This is a genomic window from Streptomyces sp. RLA012 (assembly GCF_056270325.1).
In genome coordinates, this window is sequence record NZ_JBWDPA010000002.1 from 5,044,922 (window position 1) to 5,064,324 (window position 19,403).

The following is a 19,403-nucleotide window of genomic DNA, read 5'->3' on the forward strand; positions in this document are numbered from 1 at the left end:
GTGGCCTGATGCCACCGCCCCCAAGCCGACAAGCGACGTGAGCCACGTACGAGCGCTCTCAGGAAGCCGCGGTCCGCAGCTCCGCCAGGTCGATGTGCTCGGTCTCGTCGTGCGCGGTCAGGTCGATGACCTGGCCGACACCGCGGGACCCCTCGTCGACGGGCTTGAACCCGGACTCGGCCTCGGCCTTGTGCAGGGCGAGCGCCTCCTGGCCGACGACATCCGCGAGGTCCTCGTTCTGCATGGCCTCCATGGCCTGCGACGTCCCCTTCTGCGTGCCGAAGAAGTCGAACCCGCCCTCGACCGAGGGACGCCGCACGGGCGCGGCCGGGGCGACCGCCACCGCGGTCGGCACGGTGAAGTGCCCGTCGGCACGGGAGGGCTTCGTCGGCTTCACGGGGTGGGACCCCTGGGCTGCGAGCTTCGCCTCGACGGGCTCCGTCTCGACGGACGCTGCGCGTGCGGCGGGGTCGAGGATCTCGGCCGAGGGCTCGTCGTCGGTCAGGGAGCCGTAGCCCTTCGGGGAGCCGTCCGGCGAAGGTTCTCCTTTGGCGGGCTCGCCCTCGGTGGAGCCGGAGACGTTGGCGGAGCCGTCGGGGTCGGGGTCGGGGTCGGTCTCGGAGTCCGAGGCGGCTTCAGTTCCGACCTTGGCCTCGACCTCGCCCGCGAACTCGTCCTCAGCCTCAGCCCCGGCTTCCACCTCGGCCTCGGTCTCGGTCTCGCCCTCAGCCTCGGCGCCGGTCTCTGCCTCGGCCTCTGCGTCCGCATCCGTGTCCACGTCCGCGTCCGCGTCCGCGTCCGCGTCCGCGTCGGAGGCATCGGTCTCCGTGGCACCGCTCGCGATCCGGCCCAGCGCCGCGTTGGCGCGCAGGAAGAGCGACGAGCCGGTCGGGGAGAAGACCTCGGGCGACGCGGTCGCGTCCGTCGACGCGCCGGCCTCCGCGTCGGCGGCCTCCTCTTCAGTGGCCTCCTCTTCGGAGGTCACTTCCGCGTTCACGTCTTCGGTCGGCTCTTCGCCCGCGTCGTCGCCGGCGTCGTCGCCCGTGTCCTCACGCGCGGCGGCCGCCCCTTCGGGAGCCTCCGGCTCCGCCGGGTCCACGGGTTCCGCGTGCTCCGCGGGGTCCACGGTCTCCGTAGCGGCAGTCAGTTCGCGAGCGGGCGCCACCGTCTCTATTTCGAGCAGTCGGCGGCCCTCCAGGGCGCTCGCCCGCTCGGTCTCCGCCGTGGCATACCGTCGCAGCAGCGCCGCGTGTTCGTTGCGCAGGCCCGCCAGCTCCGCCCGCTTCGCGCGCAGCTTGTGCTCCAGCTTGGTGCGCAGTTCGCGCGACTCTTCGAGGTCGGTCTCAAGCTCGGCGACCCGTTCCTCGTGCCGCCACTCGTCGCTCGCACGCGCACGCGTGAGGTCCGCGACCCGCTTGCCCGCCGCCGTGTCCCAGCGGCGCATCACGACGCCGCCCGCGACGGCGGTCACCGCGGCGGCCGCGGCCAAGATGCGGAGCACCCCTGGCTCCGTGAACAGCCAGGGCCCCACGGCGCAGACGAGCGAGACGCCTGCGATCGCCGAAGGAGGCAGCAGCCTGTGCAGAGGTGGGGAATGGCGGTGACGTCCACGTGGCATGGCCAGAAACTTACCGCGCGTAGGCGAATCTTGGTGCCCCGCCCGGTAAAAACACGGCCACCCCGTTGCCTTCACACCGCCCCAGGCGCCCACAAGGGCAATCCCTTGTCCCACAAGGGTCACGGCACGGTGTCACAGGGACTGCCGCTTGCCCCCGCAGAGCCACTGTTCGTCGCGTCGAGCCCTCCGTTAGCGCGCGGCGACGCCGGGCTCCCCGCACCGCGGTCAGCGGTCGGTGAGCTGCCTGCTGAGCCACTCCAGTGAGCCGGGGATCTCACGCCGCCAAGTGTTGAAGTTGTGACCACCGCTCTCCAGGACGATCGATGAAATCCTCGTCGGGGGCTTCGACTTGACGAGGTCTATGAACTTCATCGTCGGTCCGTAGTTGCCCTCGCCGTGCTTGCTGGTGGTGACCAGCAGCGAGACGTTCGGCGCGGGAAGGTGCTTCAGGGACCACTCCAGGTCGGCATGGCGCCTCAGTTTCTCGTCCCCTTGGAAGAGATCACCCGTCGTGGCATCCCTCGGCGCACGGTACGAGGGCGAGAGCCCCACGGCGGCCGTGTACACCTTGGGGTGGTGCATGGCGAGTTTCAGCGCGCAGTAGCCGCCGGTCGAATCGCCGATGATGCCCCAACTGCCCGGTTTTGAACCCACTCGGTAGTGGCTGGAAATGGCGTCGGGCAGGTCCTTCGCGAAGAACGTCTCCGTCCGCGGACCATGCGGGACGTCCACGCACTCGGTGTCCCGCGGCGGCGCCACGGTCGGCCGCAGCATCACCAGGATCATCGGCTGCACCCTGCCGCGCCGGGCCAGTTCATGGGCGGTCTTCGGAAAGTGCAGCTTCGTGATGAGGGCCTCCGTGGTCCCCGGATAGCCGGTGAGCGTGACGACGACCGGGAAGGTGCGCTTCTTGTACTGAGGCTGGAAGTACTCCGGCGGCAGGTACACGTACGCCGGAGTCGCGATGCGGGTCTTCCTCCCCAGGACATTGATCTTCTGGATCTGGCCGCCCACGCGGGGAACCCCGCCGCCCGGCACGGCCACCCTCTGCCTGTCGAGCACCTGGAAACCCCTCCCGGCGACCCCGCCGTTCTGGTCGACGACCACTCCTTGGCCGGTCTCCCGCCCCAGGAGGTCGTTCCAGGAGGCGTAGAAGCCGAAGGACTGGTTGATGGACAGACCGACCGCGGTGAACACCAGAACCTGCGTCGCCAGCAGGAGGGCGACCCTGCCGCTGACGGCCCGCCAGTTCCGGCGCGCCAGCCGCGGCCAGAGCCACACCGTGCCGACGAACAGCAACCCGGCGAGCGAGACCATCAGCACCAGCATGTTGTTGCTCGTGAGACCCATGGGCTGTTCCTGCCTGCGCTTTCCGTCCTGGGCCACCCTGCTCCTTCGCGAGGGCTTGCCCAGGACTTTCCTTGCCTTTTGAACCGGCTTTCCGGTGGGGAGTGAACCTGACTCCCCAAGACACCGTCCTAGAGGGCGCAATGTCGCCGGATGCCGGAATGGCACCGGATTCAAGGTCTCTCGCAGAACTACGGGATGCGATGTCTGTCAGGATAGATGGGGAAATGTCGGGCGAGGTTCCAGGCCGAACAGGCAGGACGCGACGCATAGTCCGTGGTCCGCGCCCGGATGCCGTCCCCGCCCTCGTCGCCAGGGCCTGCACCCTCGTAGGGGTCCTGGACATCGCCGCCGGCGTCTTCCCGCGCTTCCGGCACAGCCGTATGCACGCCATGGCCGAGGTGCTGCCGGGCTCGTTCGGCCCCTTCGCCGCCGCGCTGTCACTCAGCGCGGGCGTGCTCCTGCTGCTGCTCGCCCACGGGCTGCGGCGCCGCAAGCGACGGGCGTGGCGGGCCGCCGTGGTGCTGCTGCCGGCCGGTGCCGTCGCCCAGTTCGCGTACCGGCACTCACTCATCGGCGCCCTGATCTCCCTCGCGCTGCTCGCGCCCCTGCTGCGCCACCGAAGCGAGTTCGCCGCCCTGCCCGATCCACGCAGCCGCTGGCGCGCTCTCGCCAACTTCGTTCTCATGGGCGCCGGTTCGCTCATCCTGGGACTGGTCATCGTCGGCGCCCACCGGAACCGGATGGTCGGCGACCCGAGCCTGGCCGACCGCATCACGCACGTCCTGTACGGCCTGGCCGGCTTCGAAGGCCCCGTCGACTACACCGGACCCACGTCCTGGACGGTCGCCTTCTCGCTCGGCGCGCTCGGCTGGCTGACCGCCGTCACCACGATCTACCTGGCCTTCCGCCCCGAACACCCCGCCGCCCGCCTCACCGAGGACGACGAGACCCGGCTGCGGGCCCTGCTGGACAAGCACGGCAGGCGCGACTCGCTCGGTCACTTCGCGCTCCGCCGTGACAAGGCCGTCGTCTTCTCGCCCAGCGGCAAGGCGGCCGTCACCTACCGCGTCGTCTCCGGCGTGATGCTCGCCAGCGGCGACCCCATCGGCGATGTCGAGGCATGGCCCGGCGCCATCGAACGCTTCATGGACGAGGCCAAGGCCCACTCCTGGACCCCCGCCGTCATGGGCTGCTCCGAGACGGGCGGCGAGGTGTGGACCCGCGAGACCGGTCTCGACGCCCTCGAACTGGGCGACGAGGCGGTAGTGGACGTCGCGGATTTCTCCCTCGCGGGGCGCGCGATGCGCAATGTGCGCCAGATGGTGAAACGCATCGAACGGGCTGGCTACGAGACCCGGGTACGGCGCATCCGTGACCTCAGCGAGGGCGAGCTGGAGCGGATACGACGTGCTGCGGAGGCGTGGCGCGGCACGGACACCGAGCGCGGCTTCTCCATGGCGCTCGGCCGCATCGGCGACCCCTCCGACGGCGACTGCCTGATCGCCACCGCCCACAAGGCGGACGACGCGCTCGGACCGTACGGCGACCTGAAGGCCGTCCTGCACTTCGTCCCCTGGGGCCCGGACGGCGCCTCCCTCGACCTCATGCGCCGCGACCGCTCGGCCGACCCCGGCATGAACGAACTCCTCATCGTGGCGGCCCTCGAAGCGTCCCCCCGGCTCGGCATCAAGCAGATCTCGCTCAACTTCGCGATGTTCCGCTCGGCGCTGGCACGCGGCGAGAAGATCGGCGCGGGGCCGGTGCTGCGCGCCTGGCGGGGCCTGCTCGTCTTCCTCTCCCGCTGGTTCCAGATCGAGTCGCTGTACAAGTTCAACGCGAAGTTCCGCCCCCGCTGGGAGCCCCGCTTCGTCGTCTACGGCTCCTCCCGCGACCTCCCGCGCATCGGCTTCGCCGCCATGCAGGCCGAGGGCTTCGTGAATCTGGCCCTCCCGCGCCTGCTGCGCCGCCGCGTACCGGCTCCGCGCCCGTGCGCCCACGGCGTGACGGAACGCGGGATCAGGGCGGCGTAGGCACCCTGGACAGGCTCGTGCGAGGGCCCCCACCCCAGCCCGGGGGCCCTCGCACGAGCCGCGACCTCCCGCCGGGGTCCGAAGTCGGTCGGGGCGGCGGAAAACCGGCCACGAAGCGGCCAGAAGACCGCCGCCGGTGCGAACCCGCAGACGATTCGGCCCCCCGCCGGAGGCCTAGGCTGGACGTATGAACTCCGAGCGCCGCCGCGGCCACGTCGCGGGACTGCCGACCTGGGACCGCTGCGCGGTCATGGGGGTCGTCAACGTAACCCCCGATTCCTTCTCCGACGGCGGCCGCTGGTTCGACACGACGGCCGCCGTCAAGCGCGGCCTCCATCTGGTCACCGAGGGCGCCGACCTCGTGGACGTCGGCGGCGAGTCCACCCGCCCCGGCGCCAGCCGTGTCGACGAGGCGGAAGAGCTCAAACGGGTCATCCCGGTCGTCCACGGCCTCGCCTCCGAGGGCGTCACCGTCTCCGTGGACACCATGCGCGCGTCCGTCGCCGAGCGGTCGCTCGCCGCGGGCGCGGCCCTCGTCAACGACGTCAGCGGCGGCCTCGCCGACCCCGCGATGATCCCGGCCGTCGCCGCGGCCGGCGCCCCCTTCGTGGTCATGCACTGGCGCGGCTTCCTGGAGGGCGGCAACGTGAAGGGGAGGTACGGGGACGTCGTCTCCGAAGTCGTCGACGAACTGCACGCACGCGTGGAGGCCGTTCTGGCGGGCGGCATCGCCCCCGACCGGATCGTCGTGGACCCCGGCCTGGGCTTCTCCAAGGACTCCGAGCACGACCTGGCGCTCCTCGCCCGCCTCGACCGGCTGCGCACGCTCGGCCACCCGATCCTGGTCGCCGCCTCCCGCAAGCGGTTCCTGGGCCGCGTACTGGCGGGCCCGGAGGGCGCTCCGCCGCCCGCGCGCGAGCGGGACGCGGCCACCGCCGCCGTCTCCGCGCTCGCCGCCCACCAGGGCGCGTGGGCGGTCCGCGTCCACGAGGTACGGGCCACCGCCGATGCCGTACGCGTCGCCCGGGCCGTAGAGGGAGCCCAGTGAGCGCACCCCGCACCGACGTCGAACAGGTTGAACTCGCCAACACGGCCTTCTACGAGGCGCTGGAGCGGGGTGACTTCGAAGGACTGTCCTCGCTCTGGCTGGCTCCCCTGGACACCGCCGACGACGACATCGAGGGCGAGGGCGCGGTGATCTCCTGCATCCACCCCGGCTGGCCGGTCCTCAACGGCCGCGGTGAGGTCCTGCGCTCGTACGCGCTGATCATGGCGAACACCGAGTACATCCAGTTCTTCCTCACGGACGTGCATGTCTCCGTGGCCGGCGACACCGCGATGGTCACCTGTACCGAAAACATCCTCAGCGGCGGCCCCTCCCCCGAGGACAGCGACGAGCTCGGCCCGCTCGTGGGCCAGCTGGTGGTCGCCACGAACGTGTTCCGCCGCACGGCCGACGGCTGGAAACTCTGGTCGCACCACGCCTCGCCCGTGCTCGCCGAATCGGGCGAGGAGGACGACGAGGAAACCCCCGGCTGAGACGGGGAACACGTCCGGCCGAACCGAGGACTGCCGGTCGGACGGGCAGGCGGCTCGCCGGAACCAAGGAGTGGTTGGAATCACGAACCGCTGGGTAGGGGCGGCTACCAACCCGTGAGCCGCCGTATTCCCCGAGGGAAACACCCGATGAAGCCTCGTGACCATCATGTGGCGCGTGTCCCCGGGGACGGGCTCTGTCAGTGCCCGCAGGTAGATTCGTTTGAGGCCGGTGCGCCGACCGCACTCGGTGGACATCGGCCGCTACCGACGATTGCAGGAGTGATTCGCGTGGATCGTGTCGCGCTGCGCGGCCTCAAGGCCCGCGGGCACCACGGTGTCTTCCAGAGGGAACGCGAAGAGGGCCAGACCTTCATCGTGGACCTGGCGCTGGGCCTGGACACCCGACCGGCCGCGGCCGACGACGACCTGTCGAAGACCGTGCACTACGGCATCGTGGCGGAGGAGGTCGTGGCCGTCGTCCAGGGCGAGCCCGTCGACCTCATCGAAACGCTCGCCGAGCGCATCGCCCAGACCTGTCTGAAGCACGAGGGGGTCCAGGAGGTGGAGGTCTGCGTGCACAAACCGGACGCGCCGATCACCGTCCCCTTCGACGACGTGACCGTCACGATCACCCGGAGCCGAGTATGACCGCCTACTTCACCGAGGGTCAGAGCGACCCGACCGTACAGCCGGTGCCCGCCTCCGTCGTCGAGCGGGTGGACGCCGCCGACACGACCCTGCAGAACCCGAAGCGGGCGGTGCTCTCCCTCGGCTCGAACCTGGGCAACCGGCTGGAGACCCTCCAGGGTGCCATCGACGCCCTGGAGGACACCCCGGGCGTCCGCGTCAAGGCGGTCTCCCCCGTCTACGAGACGGAGCCGTGGGGCGTCGAACCCGGCAGCCAGCCGACGTACTTCAACGCGGTCGTGGTCCTCAGGACCACCCTCCCCCCGTCCTCGCTCCTGGAGCGGGCGCACGCCGTCGAGGAGGCCTTCCACCGTGTACGGAACGAGCGCTGGGGCCCGCGCACCATCGACGTCGACATCGTGGCGTACGCCGATGTCGTCTCCGACGACCCGGTCCTGACCCTCCCTCACCGGCACGCCCACGAGCGTGCCTTCGTCCTCGCCCCCTGGCACGACGTGGAGCCCGAGGCCCAGCTGCCCGGCCGTGGCCCCGTGGCCCAGTTGCTCGCCGGCATCGCCCAAGAGGGGGTCGCGCCCCGCGCCGACCTGGAACTCCGGCTGCCCGAGTAGTCGTTAAGGTCAAGACGACCAGAGGTCGGCTTACCAAGAGGGGCAGAGGGACAAAGTGAAAGAGCTGCGCATCAGGACGCTGGCCGCCGTGTTCGTCGTGGCCGGTGTGCTGTCCTGGGCGGGCGCCCGCCTGTGGAACGCGGTGGGGACGCTCCCCCGCGTCCCGCTGGCCGCACCCATCGTGCTGGCCCTGATCGCCGTCGTCCTGCTGTCCACGGCGCTCTCTCTGCGCGCCCGGCTCAAGGCACAGCGTGAGCGCCGCCCCGGCGCCAAGGGCGTCGACCCCCTGATGGCGGCCCGCGCGGTCGTCTTCGGCCAGGCGAGCGCCCTGGTCGCCGCCCTGGTGGCGGGCATGTACGGCGGCACGGGCGCGTTCCTGCTCGAATCCCTGGACGTCCCCGCCCGCCGCGACCAGGCCATCTACGCCGGCTTCTCGGTCCTGGCCGGCATCGCGGTGATAGCGGCCGCCTTCTTCCTGGAGCGCGTCTGCAAGCTCCCGGAGGACGACGACAACGAGCACGGCGGCGCGGCCCCGGTCGCGTAGGGGTCACCAGGGTTGCCGGGCGAGGTGGCCGTTGACCAGGAAACCGGGGTGCGGGTCCAGGCGGTAGCTGTAGAGGGTGAACGGCTTGTCCTTGGCGATGCGCCGCCGCACCTGGTGGACCTGGGACCAGGCCGTCTCCCTGAGCTGAAGGGAGTGCTGCTCTGGCTTGAACGTTCCTCGTGACGGCCAACTGTCGGCCACGAGGAGCTTCGAGGCCTTGCCATCAGTGCGGGGCGTGAATCTGGCGCCGACGATCTGGGCGAGTTCCGTGAGAAACGGCACGTTTGCACTGACCAGCACCCGCGCGGGCCAGGTTTTGGCCGGACATCCGTCACCGTCCATGTAGCCGTCCAGGAAACCGTCGAACGTCTCCTTGTCGCGCAGCACCACGCGCGGAAAGCCCTGCCGCATGTGGTGCGCGTCCCCGCCTACGTACTGCCGCATCAGATCGGCCAGGTACGACGAGACCACCCGCACACGAAATCCGGGCGCGTCCCGCTGCAAGTAGCCGGAAGGACGTGTTACCGGCTCCAGTCGGGCATTCAGCCCCGTCGAGTTGGTCAAGCAGCGTGCGTACCGCTCCGCGAATGCCCTGTCGTTGACTACCAGCGACACGTAGTTCTGGCCGACCGTCCCGTCCGAGCACGTCGCTCCGATCAGGTAGCCGAAGTCGAAGCCCGGTTCGATGGTCAGTCGTGCGCGGCACAGCTTCCTAGCGGCCGTCCAGGCGAGAACGGTCCCTTCCGCGTCTCTCGCGTGGACCCAGCCATCGGGCGTGCCCAGCATCTGATCCGGCGCGGCGGTGAACGTCACATGATCGGTCACGACTTCGACGACCTCGCGGACCTTGACGGTCACCACTTCCGTGACCGCCGTCTGAACCGCGCGCTCTCCCTCCAACGCCCAGGGGCGGCAGCCCGCCTGAACGTTGCGCGCCTGCCTGCGCCCACCGACCGCATTCACCGTCTGCTTGCTGGGCAGCCCATACCCCACCACGATCCCCCTTGATCAGCGATCAACTCCACTGACCGAGGACCGTATCGGGCACCACTGACAATCAGGTCAGCGCGCCAGTATCAGGCTCATTGCCTCAGCCCGGGTCGTAGCGTCCCGAAGCTGGCCGCGCACCGCAGACGTGGTGGTCTTGGCACCTGGCTTGCGAATGCCACGGACCGACATGCACATGTGCTCAGCCTCGATGACGACGATCGCGCCACGCGCCTCAAGGATCCGCATGAGCGAGTCGGCAATCTGTGTAGTGAGTCGCTCCTGCACCTGCGGCCGCCGGGCAAATACCTCGACAAGGCGCGCCAACTTCGACAAGCCAGTGATCTTGCCAGTGTCGGCCGGAATGTACCCGACATGAGCCACGCCATGGAACGGCAGGAGATGATGTTCGCACAAAGATACGATTTCAATGTCCTTCACCAGGACCATCTCGTCGTGCCCGAGGTCGAACGTCGTCGTCAGCACGTCCTCCGGAGCCTGCCTCAGTCCGGCGAAAAGCTCCTTGTACGCCCGCGCCACCCGCCCTGGCGTCTCGCGCAGACCCTCGCGGTCCGGGTCCTCACCGACCGCGATGAGAAGCTCTCGTACCGCGCTCTCGGCGCGCTTCTCATCGAACTCGCCGATCACACCTTCGCCGTCCAGCGTCACGGGGTCGGTCATGTGGTCCTCGTTCCTGTGGATCTTGCACGTGCTGGTCGACGCGTCCAAAAGCGGTGGTCGTGCGAAAATGCCGCGCCCCCCAGGCTAGAACCTGGGGGGCGCGGCATCCATTCCGGGCCTGATGGGGCCGCCGGGGGAGCCTGATCAGCTCTCCGGACGGTCCTCCGGAGCCCCTTCCTTCGCCGGGACGGACTCCGTCACGGTGGCGATGGCCGGCGTCGATCCGTTCGCCCCGTTCGTCAGCGACAGCTCCTTGGGGGAGAGCACCGGCGGGCGGGTGGACGGGGCGCGCCTGGAGGAGCCGGTCCACGCGGGGCGGGCCGGGCGCTTGATGATGGGAGCGAAGACCTCGGCGATCTGCTCCTTGTTCAGCGTCTCCTTCTCCAGCAGCTGGAGGACCAGCGCGTCGAGCACGTCGCGGTTCTCGACCAGGATTTCCCAGGCCTCGTTGTGCGCGTTCTCGATGAGCTTCTTGACCTCCTCGTCGACGAGCGCGGCGACCTCTTCCGAGTAGTCGCGCGGGTGCGACATCTCCCGGCCCAGGAAGGGCTCGGTGTTGTCGCCGCCGAACTTGATCGCGCCGAGACGCTCGGTCATGCCGTACTGCGTGACCATCGCGCGGGCCGTTGCGGTGGCCTTCTCGATGTCGTTCGCAGCACCCGTGGTCGGGTCGTGGAAGACGAGCTCCTCGGCCGCGCGGCCGCCCAGCATGTAGGCCAGCTGGTCCAGCATCTCGTTGCGCGTGGTGGAGTACTTGTCCTCGTCCGGCAGGACCATCGTGTAGCCGAGGGCACGGCCGCGCGACAGGATCGTGATCTTGTGGACCGGGTCGGAGTTCGGAGACGCCGCCGCGACCAGGGCGTGGCCGCCCTCGTGGTACGCGGTGATCTTCTTCTCCTTGTCCGACATGATCCGGGTCCGCTTCTGCGGGCCCGCGACCACGCGGTCGATCGCCTCGTCCAGCATGAAGTTGTCGATCAACTTCTTGTCGCTGCGGGCCGTCAGGAGCGCGGCCTCGTTCAGCACGTTCGCGAGATCCGCACCCGTGAAACCGGGGGTGCGGCGGGAGACGGCCGAGAGGTCGACGTCCGGTGCGACCGGCTTGCCCTTCTGGTGAACCTTGAGGATCTCCAGACGGCCCTGCATGTCCGGGCGGTCGACCGCGATCTGGCGGTCGAAGCGACCGGGACGCAGCAGCGCCGGGTCGAGGATGTCGGGCCGGTTCGTGGCGGCGATGAGAATCACGCCGCCCTTCACGTCGAAGCCGTCCATCTCGACGAGCAGCTGGTTCAGCGTCTGCTCGCGCTCGTCGTGACCACCGCCGAGGCCGGCGCCGCGATGGCGGCCGACCGCGTCGATCTCGTCGACGAAGACGATCGCCGGAGCGTTCGCCTTGGCCTGCTCGAAGAGGTCACGGACCCGGGAGGCACCGACACCGACGAACATCTCGACGAAGTCGGAACCCGAGATCGAGTAGAAGGGCACGCCGGCCTCACCCGCGACAGCACGGGCGAGCAGCGTCTTACCGGTACCGGGAGGCCCGTACAGGAGCACACCCTTGGGGATCTTCGCCCCGACGGCCTGGAACTTCGCCGGCTCCTGGAGGAACTCCTTGATCTCCTGGAGCTCCTCGACCGCCTCGTCCGAGCCCGCGACGTCCGAGAAGGTCGTCTTCGGGGTGTCCTTGGTGATGAGCTTCGCCTTGGACTTCCCGAAGTTCATGACCCGGGAGCCGCCGCCCTGCATCTGATTCATCAGGAACAGGAAGACGACGACGATGAGGACGAAGGGAAGCAGGGACAGCAGGATGCCGAGGAACGGGTTCTGCTTGGACGGCGCGACCGTGTAGCCGTCCGGGATCTGCTTGTTCTGGTACTTGTCCTGGAGAGTGTTGGCGAGGTTGACGCCCTGGTCACCGATGTAGCTCGCCTGAATCTTGGAGCTGCCGGAGACCTTCTCGCCGTCCTTGAGCGAGATCTTGATGACCTGCTCGTCGCCGGTGGTGAGCTTGGCCGACTGGACCTTGTTGTCATTGATCGCCTGGACTACCTGGCCGGTGTCCACCGTCTTGTAGCCGCCGGACGAGCCGACGACCTGCATCAACACGACCACGGCAAGGACGGCCAGCACGATCCACATGACCGGCCCACGGAAGTATCGCTTCACGTCCATCCATACGGAGCGGTGCCGCCCCGTCCCTCCTGCCATAGTGAGTTTGATAAAGACTTATAAAGACTGTTCTTCGGACGGTACCCCAGCATTGTCACCCGACGCCGCAGGGGACGACTGACAATCCCGTCCACGCATGCTTCAACGGCGCGAAACCCGCTGGGGTTCCCGATCGTCTTACGAGGACTGGGACCCGGAGGTTCAGCCGCCGTAGACGTGAGGCGCGAGCGTACCGACGAACGGGAGGTTGCGGTACTTCTCCGCGTAGTCGAGGCCGTACCCGACCACGAACTCGTTCGGGATGTCGAAGCCGACCCACTCGACGTCGATCGCGACCTTGGCCGCGTCCGGCTTGCGCAGCAGCGTGCACACCTTGAGGGAGGCCGGCTCGCGGGAGCCGAGGTTGGAGATCAGCCAGGACAGGGTCAGCCCGGAGTCGATGATGTCCTCGACGATGAGGACATGCTTGCCCTTGATGTCGGTGTCGAGGTCCTTGAGGATCCGCACCACACCCGAGGACTGGGTGCCCGCACCGTACGACGACACCGCCATCCAGTCCATGGTGAGGGGGGTGGACAGCGCACGCGCGAGGTCCGCCATGACCATGACGGCACCCTTGAGGACACCGACGATCAGCAGATCCTTGCCCGTGTACTCCGCGTCGATCTTCGCGGCCAGCTCAACCAGCTTGGCGTCGATCTCTTCCTTGGTGATGAGCACCGACTTGAGGTCGGTGCCCATGTCTTTCGCGTCCACCCGCATCACTTTCGGTCGTCCCACCGGCTGACCGGCCCCTCCCCGCAGGGAGACCGAGCACCTCCCTGAGGAGCGCGTTTTCAGCCTTGCCGAATCACCAGTCTGCCACCCTGCCGCTGGGCGACGACTTTGCCCGGAAGATTGATGGCTCCCTGGCCGCGCCAACCGGTGATCAGCCGGTCGATTTCCTCGATGTGGCGGGCGAACAGCGAACCCGCCGGGGCGCCCGCCTCGATCGCGGCGCTGCGCAGGATGCGGCGGCGTACGGCGGGCGGCAGGGCGTAGAGCTTCGCGCACTCCAGGAGGCCCGCGGCGTCGCGTACGGAGGCTTCGGCCTGGCGGGCCCAGGCGTCGAGGGCGTCGGCGTCGTCGCGGGAGAGCTGGGCCGTCCGGGCCAGGGCCTCGACGACGCCTTTGCCGAGCGCCTTCTCCAGGGCGGGCAGTCCCTCGTGGCGCAGCCTCGACCGCGTATAGGCCGGGTCGGCGTTGTGCGGATCGTCCCAGACGGGCAGCGACTGGACCATGCAGGCCTTGCGGGCGGTCTGCCGGTCCAGGTGCAGGAACGGGCGGCGGTAACGGCCGCCGGCCCCCGAGACCGCGGCCATTCCGGACAGGGAGCGGATTCCGGAGCCGCGGGCGAGGCCGAGCAGAACCGTCTCGGCCTGGTCGTCGCGGGTGTGGCCGAGCAGGATCGCGGCGGCTCCGTGGCGCAGGGCGGCGTCGTCCAGGGCGGCGTACCTGGCGTCGCGGGCGGCGGCCTCGGGGCCGCCCTCGCGGCCCACGGTGACGGCGAGGGACTCGACGGGGGCCATGCCCAGTTCGACGAGGCGGGAGACGACCTCGTCGGCGCGCAGATCGGAGCCGGCCTGCAGACCGTGGTCCACGGTGATGCCACCGGCGTGCATGCCGAGTTTCGGGGCTTCGAAGGCCAGGGCGGAGGCGAGCGCCATGGAGTCGGCGCCGCCGGAGCAGGCGACGAGGACGAGCGGGGAGGACTCGCCCGGGGGACGGGTGTGGTCGGTCAGGACGTCGTGAAGTACGCGGCGGACCGCCAGGCGTATCGCCGCGACCGCAGGATGGGGACCCATGTCCGGTTCCCTTCATGAAGTTTTCGGGGGGTGAGCCCGAGGTTCGGTCACTCAGAGTGTGTAGATGGTGACAGAAACGGGCCGTTCCCCGAGCATTGCACGCCTACCCATCGCTCACGGTCCCTCGGACGGGTGATTGGAGGGGCGTTCACCTGCCGTCGGCCGGATTCGTTTCACGACCTTGCCGTAGGGTTCACGACTCTGCCTTGCGATGCACCCGCGCGACCCAGTCCGCCGGTTTGGCGATCTCCGTCTTGGTGGGAAGGGTGTTCGGGGAAGTCCACACACGGTTGAACCCGTCCATGCCCACCTGTTCGACGACCGCTCGTACGAACCGCTCGCCGTCCTTGTACTGCCTCAGTTTGGCGTCCAGACCGAGCAGTTTGCGCAGGGCGAGGTCCAGGCGCGAGGCGCCCTTGGCCCGGCGTTGCTGGAACTTCTCGCGGATCTCGCCCACGGAGGGGACCACGTCCGGACCCACGCCGTCCATCACGAAGTCCGCGTGGCCCTCCAGGAGCGACATCACGGCGGTGAGGCGGCCGAGGATCTCCCGCTGGGCCGGCGTCTGCACGATCTCGACCAGCGAGCGGCCCCCGTCGTCGTCCTCGCCCTCGGGCCGGCCGCCCGCGAGCGACTGGGCGGCCTCCCTGATGCGCTCCAGGACGGTCATGGGGTCGACCTCGGTCTCGCCCAAGAAAGACTGGATTTCGCCCTCCAGGTGGTCGCGCAGCCAGGGCACGGCCGTGAACTGGGTGCGATGCGTCTCCTCGTGCAGACACACCCACAGGCGGAAGTCGTGGGGCTCCACGTCGAGTTCGCGTTCCACGTGGACGATGTTCGGGGCGACCAGCAGAAGTCGGCCGCCGCCGTTCTCGCCCGCCGGGAGCTCACGGGTGGCCGGGGCGAAGGTCTCGTACTGGCCGAGCACCCGTGACGACAGGAACGACAGCAGCATGCCCAGCTCCACGCCGGTGACCTTGCCGCCGACGGCGCCGAGGACGGCTCCGCCCGGGGTGCTCCCCCGCCGCTCCTGCATCTTGTCCAGCAGGGGTTTCAGAAGCTCCCGGAACCCCGCGACGTTCGCCCGGACCCACCCCGGGCGGTCGACCACGAGGATGGGGGTGTCGTGGATGTTCTCCGTGCCCATACGAGTGAAGCCCCGGACGTGTTCCTCCGAGGCTTTCGCATGCCGGCGCAGCTCCGCGACGACCTCCCGGGCCTCGTCGCGGCTCACCTCGGGGCCAGGCCGCACGAGCCGTGTCGCGGTCGCCACCGCGAGATTCCAGTCGACCATCTCGGCACCACCGATGCTCGTCATGCGTCAACCGTACGTGAGGGGGTCGGGCTGCGGTTAGGGGTACGGCTCCGGATGCGCCCCCGGTACGGGGGCGCACGGGGCTCGTGGTATCGGCGGTGCCTACCGGCAGCCGCAGCCCGCCAGGGTCGAAGCCGTACGGTCCAGGGCCGACTGGGCCGCTGCCGGGTCCGTCGTGTCGGAGGCCAGGAAGGCGAAGGCCAGGAGGCGGCCGTCGGTGTCGACCACCGTGCCCGCGAGGGTGTTCACACCCGTAAGAGTGCCGGTCTTGGCGCGTACGACGCCGGTGCCGAAGGAGTCGTCGGTGTAGCGGTCGCTGAGGGTGCCCGTGAAGCCCGCGACCGGGAGACCGGTGAGGATCGGGCGGAGTTCGGGGCGGGCGGGGTCGCCGGCCATCACCAGGAGGGCGGTGAGCAGGTCCGCGGTCAGCCTGTCGTCGCGGTTCAGACCGCTGCCGTCGGTGAAGCGCGCGCCGGACAGCGGGAGTCCGAGCTTCTTCAACTGCGCGTCGATCGCCGCCGCGCCGCCCTCGAAGCCGGCCTGCCCGCCCGAGGCGAGGGCGACTTGGCGGGCCATGGCCTCGGCGATGTCGTTGTCGCTGTTCGTCAGCATCCGCTCGATGAGGGCGGACAGGGGCGGCGAGGAGACCGTGGCGAGGGGCTGCGAGCGGTTCGTGGCCTTGGAGGGGCCGGGAGACGTCGTCCTGATGCCCTTGGCGTGCAGCAGGTCCGCGAACTTGCCCGCCGCGTCCGCCGCCGGGTCCGCGGCGCGCGTGACCGGGCCGCTGGTCGAGTCGTCGGTACGGGCCTCGTCGACCATCAGGGCGCTGACCGGCGCGAGGTTGGGGTTGGCGCCGATGGGGTGCAGGACGGGACCGGCGTACAGCGAGGTGTCGTACGAGAGCGTCACCTGGTCCAGGTGACGGGCCTTCAGAGCGGTCGCCGTCTCGTCGGCCAGGGTGCGCAGGCTCGCCCAGCCGTCCGTTTCCTGTTCCGCGCGGGCGGTCAGCGTCGGGTCGCCGCCGCCGACGAGCACGACCTCCTCGGTGCCGGGCTCCAGGACCGTACGGGTCTCGATGCGGTGGTCGGCGCCCGCGGCGGAGAGGGCGGCCACCGCGGTGGCGATCTTCGTGGTGGAGGCCGGGGTCTGCGCGTCGTCGGCGCCCTTGTCGTACAGCCGCTTGCCGGTCGCCACGTCGACGACCACGGCCGTGCGCCGCGCGCCGAGCGCGGGATCGTTCAGGAGCCGGTCGAGGGTGTTCGTGAGGGCCTTCCCGGCGGGTGCGGGCGCCGCGGCGTAGGTGGTGGAGCCGTCCAGGCCGGCCAGGACGGACGCGGCACTGGGCGCGGGCTTCGGTGCCGTGGGGGACGTGGCGGACGTATCGGAATTACGTCCGTGATCTGCGCCACCCTCCCCTTCTCGCGATGCGGCCCAGTCGCGCTCCGCCGTACGCTGACCGGAGGAGTCCCAGGGACCGGCCACGGCCACCGCTCCGGCCGCGAGCGCCAGGCCCGCGGTGGCGGCGACGGCGGTGAGCTGCGGGGTCGTGAGCCTCACGGAACGCGGCCGCACGGCTTGGGCAACCCTCGTCACCTGCGGCCGCACGGACCGCGCGGCCCGCACCACACGCGGCTGCACGGCCTGCGCGACCCGCGTCACGTGCGGTTGCACGGTCTTCGCGACCCGCACGACATGCGGTCTCGCGGCCCGCCAAGCCCTCAGCTCTGGCACGACCACCAGCCCCTTTCGCGATCACACACCTGCGTGAGGGACACTTAACCACCAGAACTATGTGCTGATCATGGAGGAGCCACCGGTGGAGTTCGACGTCACGATCGAGATTCCGAAGGGTTCGCGGAACAAGTACGAGGTGGACCACGAGACCGGTCGGATCCGCTTGGACCGTCGACTCTTCACCTCGACCAGCTACCCGGCCGACTACGGCTTCGTCGAGAACACCCTCGGCGAGGACGGTGACCCGCTGGACGCGCTGGTCATCCTGGACGAGCCGACCTTCCCCGGCTGCCTCATCCAGTGCCGCACGATCGGCATGTTCCGTATGACGGACGAGGCCGGCGGCGACGACAAGCTGCTGTGCGTCCCGGCGCACGACCCGCGTGTGGAGCACCTGCGGGACATCCACCACGTGTCGGAGTTCGACCGCCTGGAGATCCAGCACTTCTTCGAGGTCTACAAGGACCTGGAGCCCGGCAAGTCCGTCGAGGGCGCCAACTGGGTGGGCCGTGCCGAGGCCGAGGCCGAGATCGAGCGTTCCTACAAGCGCTTGAAGGAGCAGGGCGGTCACTGATCTCTCCTGAGCCCCGCGGGCCGCGTGACCCCTCCTGGGGTGGCGCGGCCCGTTCGCGTACCGGTGCGCATACTGGGGCGTACAGGAGGTGCACGGTCTGCAACAGCGGGAGTAGTGGGTGACGGAGGCGGAGGACCGCAAACCGCAGTCGGACGAGGCGAGGAGTGCCTTCGCGCAGCCGGACGGCGTGGCACCGGCGGTCGAGGACGAATCGGGGACGACCTCGGAGTTCGCGGTCCCCCGGGGGCTGGTGGCGCCCGAGACCGCGGACGCCGAGTCCGAGGGGTCGGCGTTCAGCACCCCGCGCACCTACAGCGCCCAGCACGCCCCGCCCGCCTTCACACCGGCGACCGGCATCCCCGTGGTCAGTCTGACCAAGGACGTGCCCTGGCAGGACCGGATGCGCACGATGCTGCGGATGCCGGTGGCCGAGCGCCCGGCGCCCGAACTCGTCCACAAGGAGGACGAGTCCGGGCCGGCCGTACCGCGTGTGCTCGACCTGACGCTGCGCATCGGCGAACTGCTGCTCGCGGGCGGTGAGGGCGCCGAGGACGTGGAGACGGCGATGTTCGCGGTATGCCGCTCGTACGGCCTGGACCGCTGCGAGCCCAACGTCACCTTCACTCTGCTGTCGATCTCGCACCAGCCGTCCCTGGTGGACGATCCCGTGACGGCCTCGCGGACCGTACGCCGCCGGGGCACCGACTACACGCGCCTCGCGGCCGTCTACCGGCTCGTGGACGATCTCAGCGACCCGGAGACCGCGATCTCCCTGGAGGAGGCCTACGGGCGCCTCGCCGAGATCCGGCGCAACCGGCATCCGTATCCCGGCTGGGTGCTGACCGGCTGCACCGGGCTGCTCGCGGGCGCGGCCTCGGTGCTCGTCGGCGGTGACGCGATCGTGTTCGTCGCCGCGGCGCTCGGCGCGATGCTGGGCGACCGGTTGGCGTGGCTGTGCGCCGGGCGCGGGCTGCCGGAGTTCTACCAGTTCACGGTGGCCGCGATGCCGCCGGCCGCGATAGGGGTCGCACTCCAGCTCGCGCACGTCGACGCGAAGTCGTCCGCGGTGATCACCGGTGGGCTGTTCGCGCTGCTGCCGGGGCGGGCGCTCGTCGCCGGTGTGCAGGACGGACTGACCGGCTTCTACATCACCGCGTCCGCGCGGCTCCTTGAGGTCATGTACCTCTTCGTGGGCATCATCATCGGCGTCCTCGTAGTGCTCTATTTCGGCGTGAAGTTCGGCGCCGCGCTCAATCCGGACCAGGCCCTGAGCATCTCCGAGCGGCCTCTGCTGCAGATCGCCGCCGCCATGCTGCTGTCGCTGACCTTCGCGATCCTGCTCCAGCAGGAACGATCCACCGTGCTCGCGGTGACCCTCAACGGGGGCGTCGCCTGGTCGGTGTACGGCGCCATGCACTACCCGGGCGGCATCTCACCGGTCGCCTCCACGGCCGTCGCAGCGGGCCTGGTGGGCCTCTTCGGGCAGCTGCTGTCCCGGTACCGCTTCGCGTCCGCGCTGCCGTACACCACCGCCGCGATAGGGCCCCTGCTGCCAGGGTCGGCCACCTATTTCGGGCTGCTGGCGATCGCGCAGAACGACGTCGACAAGGGGCTGGTGTCGCTCTCCAAGGCCGCGGCGCTCGCCATGGCCATCGCCATCGGCGTGAACCTCGGGTCGGAGATCTCCCGGTTGTTCCTGCGGGTGCCGGGCGGCTCCGCCGGGGGGCGGCGGGCCGCCAAGCGGACGCGGGGGTTCTGAGCG

General features: G+C 69.8%; 17 protein-coding genes. 8 read left to right on the forward strand and 9 right to left on the reverse strand.

All coding sequences use genetic code 11. From position 1 onward, the window contains the following. Positions 1-58 precede the first annotated feature (58 nt). Entirely contained in the window at positions 59-1,618 is a 1,560-nt protein-coding gene (locus RV986_RS22955) for a hypothetical protein (RefSeq protein ID WP_475919191.1), read from the reverse strand. 225 nt (positions 1,619-1,843) lie between these two features. Next, the gene (locus tag RV986_RS22960; RefSeq protein ID WP_475919192.1) at positions 1,844-2,968 is read right to left on the reverse strand and encodes an alpha/beta hydrolase; all 1,125 of its coding nucleotides are present in this window, start codon (positions 2,966-2,968) and stop codon (positions 1,844-1,846) included. A gap of 224 nt (positions 2,969-3,192) precedes the next feature. On the opposite strand from RV986_RS22960, the gene RV986_RS22965 reads away from it, so the two are divergent. The 6 genes from RV986_RS22965 (at position 3,193) to RV986_RS22990 (ending at position 8,337) form a co-directional block, all read left to right on the forward strand. Next, positions 3,193-4,998 carry a phosphatidylglycerol lysyltransferase domain-containing protein gene (locus RV986_RS22965; protein WP_475919193.1) on the forward strand — a complete coding sequence of 602 codons (1,806 nt, stop codon included), beginning with the start codon at positions 3,193-3,195 and terminating at the stop codon, positions 4,996-4,998. Between the two features lie 187 nt (positions 4,999-5,185). Further along, a complete protein-coding gene (folP, locus tag RV986_RS22970) occupies positions 5,186-6,046 on the forward strand; it encodes a dihydropteroate synthase (protein ID WP_475919194.1) in 861 nt (286 codons plus the stop codon). Further along, positions 6,043-6,537: a nuclear transport factor 2 family protein gene (locus RV986_RS22975; RefSeq protein ID WP_475919195.1), complete on the forward strand. Its 495-nt coding sequence runs from the start codon at positions 6,043-6,045 to the stop codon at positions 6,535-6,537. Before folP ends, RV986_RS22975 begins: the two co-directional genes overlap by 4 nt. Positions 6,538-6,825: 288 nt before the next feature. Next, on the forward strand, positions 6,826-7,185 hold the full coding sequence (gene folB / locus RV986_RS22980) for a dihydroneopterin aldolase (protein WP_475919196.1): 360 nt from the start codon (positions 6,826-6,828) through the stop codon (positions 7,183-7,185). Beyond that, on the forward strand, positions 7,182-7,793 hold the full coding sequence (gene folK, locus RV986_RS22985) for a 2-amino-4-hydroxy-6-hydroxymethyldihydropteridine diphosphokinase (protein ID WP_475919197.1): 612 nt from the start codon (positions 7,182-7,184) through the stop codon (positions 7,791-7,793). Before folB ends, folK begins: the two co-directional genes overlap by 4 nt. 55 nt (positions 7,794-7,848) lie before the next feature. Then, positions 7,849-8,337 carry a DUF3180 domain-containing protein gene (locus tag RV986_RS22990; RefSeq protein WP_475919198.1) on the forward strand — a complete coding sequence of 163 codons (489 nt, stop codon included), beginning with the start codon at positions 7,849-7,851 and terminating at the stop codon, positions 8,335-8,337. 3 nt (positions 8,338-8,340) lie between these two features. Here the strand turns inward: RV986_RS22990 and RV986_RS22995 are convergent, their stop codons facing one another. The 7 genes from RV986_RS22995 to dacB all read right to left on the reverse strand — a co-directional run bounded on the left by RV986_RS22995 (position 8,341) and on the right by dacB (position 17,070). Beyond that, positions 8,341-9,330: a hypothetical protein gene (locus RV986_RS22995; protein ID WP_475919199.1), complete on the reverse strand. Its 990-nt coding sequence runs from the start codon at positions 9,328-9,330 to the stop codon at positions 8,341-8,343. Between the two features lie 69 nt (positions 9,331-9,399). Next, entirely contained in the window at positions 9,400-10,005 is a 606-nt protein-coding gene (gene folE / locus RV986_RS23000; RefSeq protein ID WP_475919200.1) for a GTP cyclohydrolase I FolE, read from the reverse strand. Positions 10,006-10,149: 144 nt separating this feature from the next. Continuing rightward, a complete protein-coding gene (gene ftsH / locus RV986_RS23005; RefSeq protein WP_475924390.1) occupies positions 10,150-12,177 on the reverse strand; it encodes an ATP-dependent zinc metalloprotease FtsH in 2,028 nt (675 codons plus the stop codon). Positions 12,178-12,375: 198 nt separating this feature from the next. Next, complete coding sequence (gene hpt, locus RV986_RS23010) at positions 12,376-12,936, reverse strand: hypoxanthine phosphoribosyltransferase (RefSeq protein WP_475924391.1); 561 nt, start codon at positions 12,934-12,936, stop codon at positions 12,376-12,378. 74 nt (positions 12,937-13,010) lie between these two features. Then, positions 13,011-14,018 (reverse strand): tRNA lysidine(34) synthetase TilS, encoded by a 1,008-nt coding sequence (gene tilS / locus RV986_RS23015; protein ID WP_475919201.1) that lies wholly within the window; start codon positions 14,016-14,018, stop codon positions 13,011-13,013. Positions 14,019-14,211: 193 nt separating this feature from the next. Further along, positions 14,212-15,336 (reverse strand): zinc-dependent metalloprotease, encoded by a 1,125-nt coding sequence (locus RV986_RS23020; RefSeq protein WP_475919202.1) that lies wholly within the window; start codon positions 15,334-15,336, stop codon positions 14,212-14,214. A 99-nt stretch (positions 15,337-15,435) separates the two neighbouring features. Next, positions 15,436-17,070: a D-alanyl-D-alanine carboxypeptidase/D-alanyl-D-alanine endopeptidase gene (dacB, locus tag RV986_RS23025; RefSeq protein ID WP_475919203.1), complete on the reverse strand. Its 1,635-nt coding sequence runs from the start codon at positions 17,068-17,070 to the stop codon at positions 15,436-15,438. 79 nt (positions 17,071-17,149) lie between these two features. On the opposite strand from dacB, the gene RV986_RS23030 reads away from it, so the two are divergent. After that, positions 17,150-17,641, forward strand: a complete 492-nt coding sequence (locus RV986_RS23030) for an inorganic diphosphatase (RefSeq protein ID WP_405880567.1) — start codon at positions 17,150-17,152, stop codon at positions 17,639-17,641. 118 nt (positions 17,642-17,759) lie between these two features. Next, a complete protein-coding gene (locus tag RV986_RS23035; RefSeq protein ID WP_475919204.1) occupies positions 17,760-19,400 on the forward strand; it encodes a threonine/serine exporter family protein in 1,641 nt (546 codons plus the stop codon). Positions 19,401-19,403: the final 3 nt, after the last annotated feature.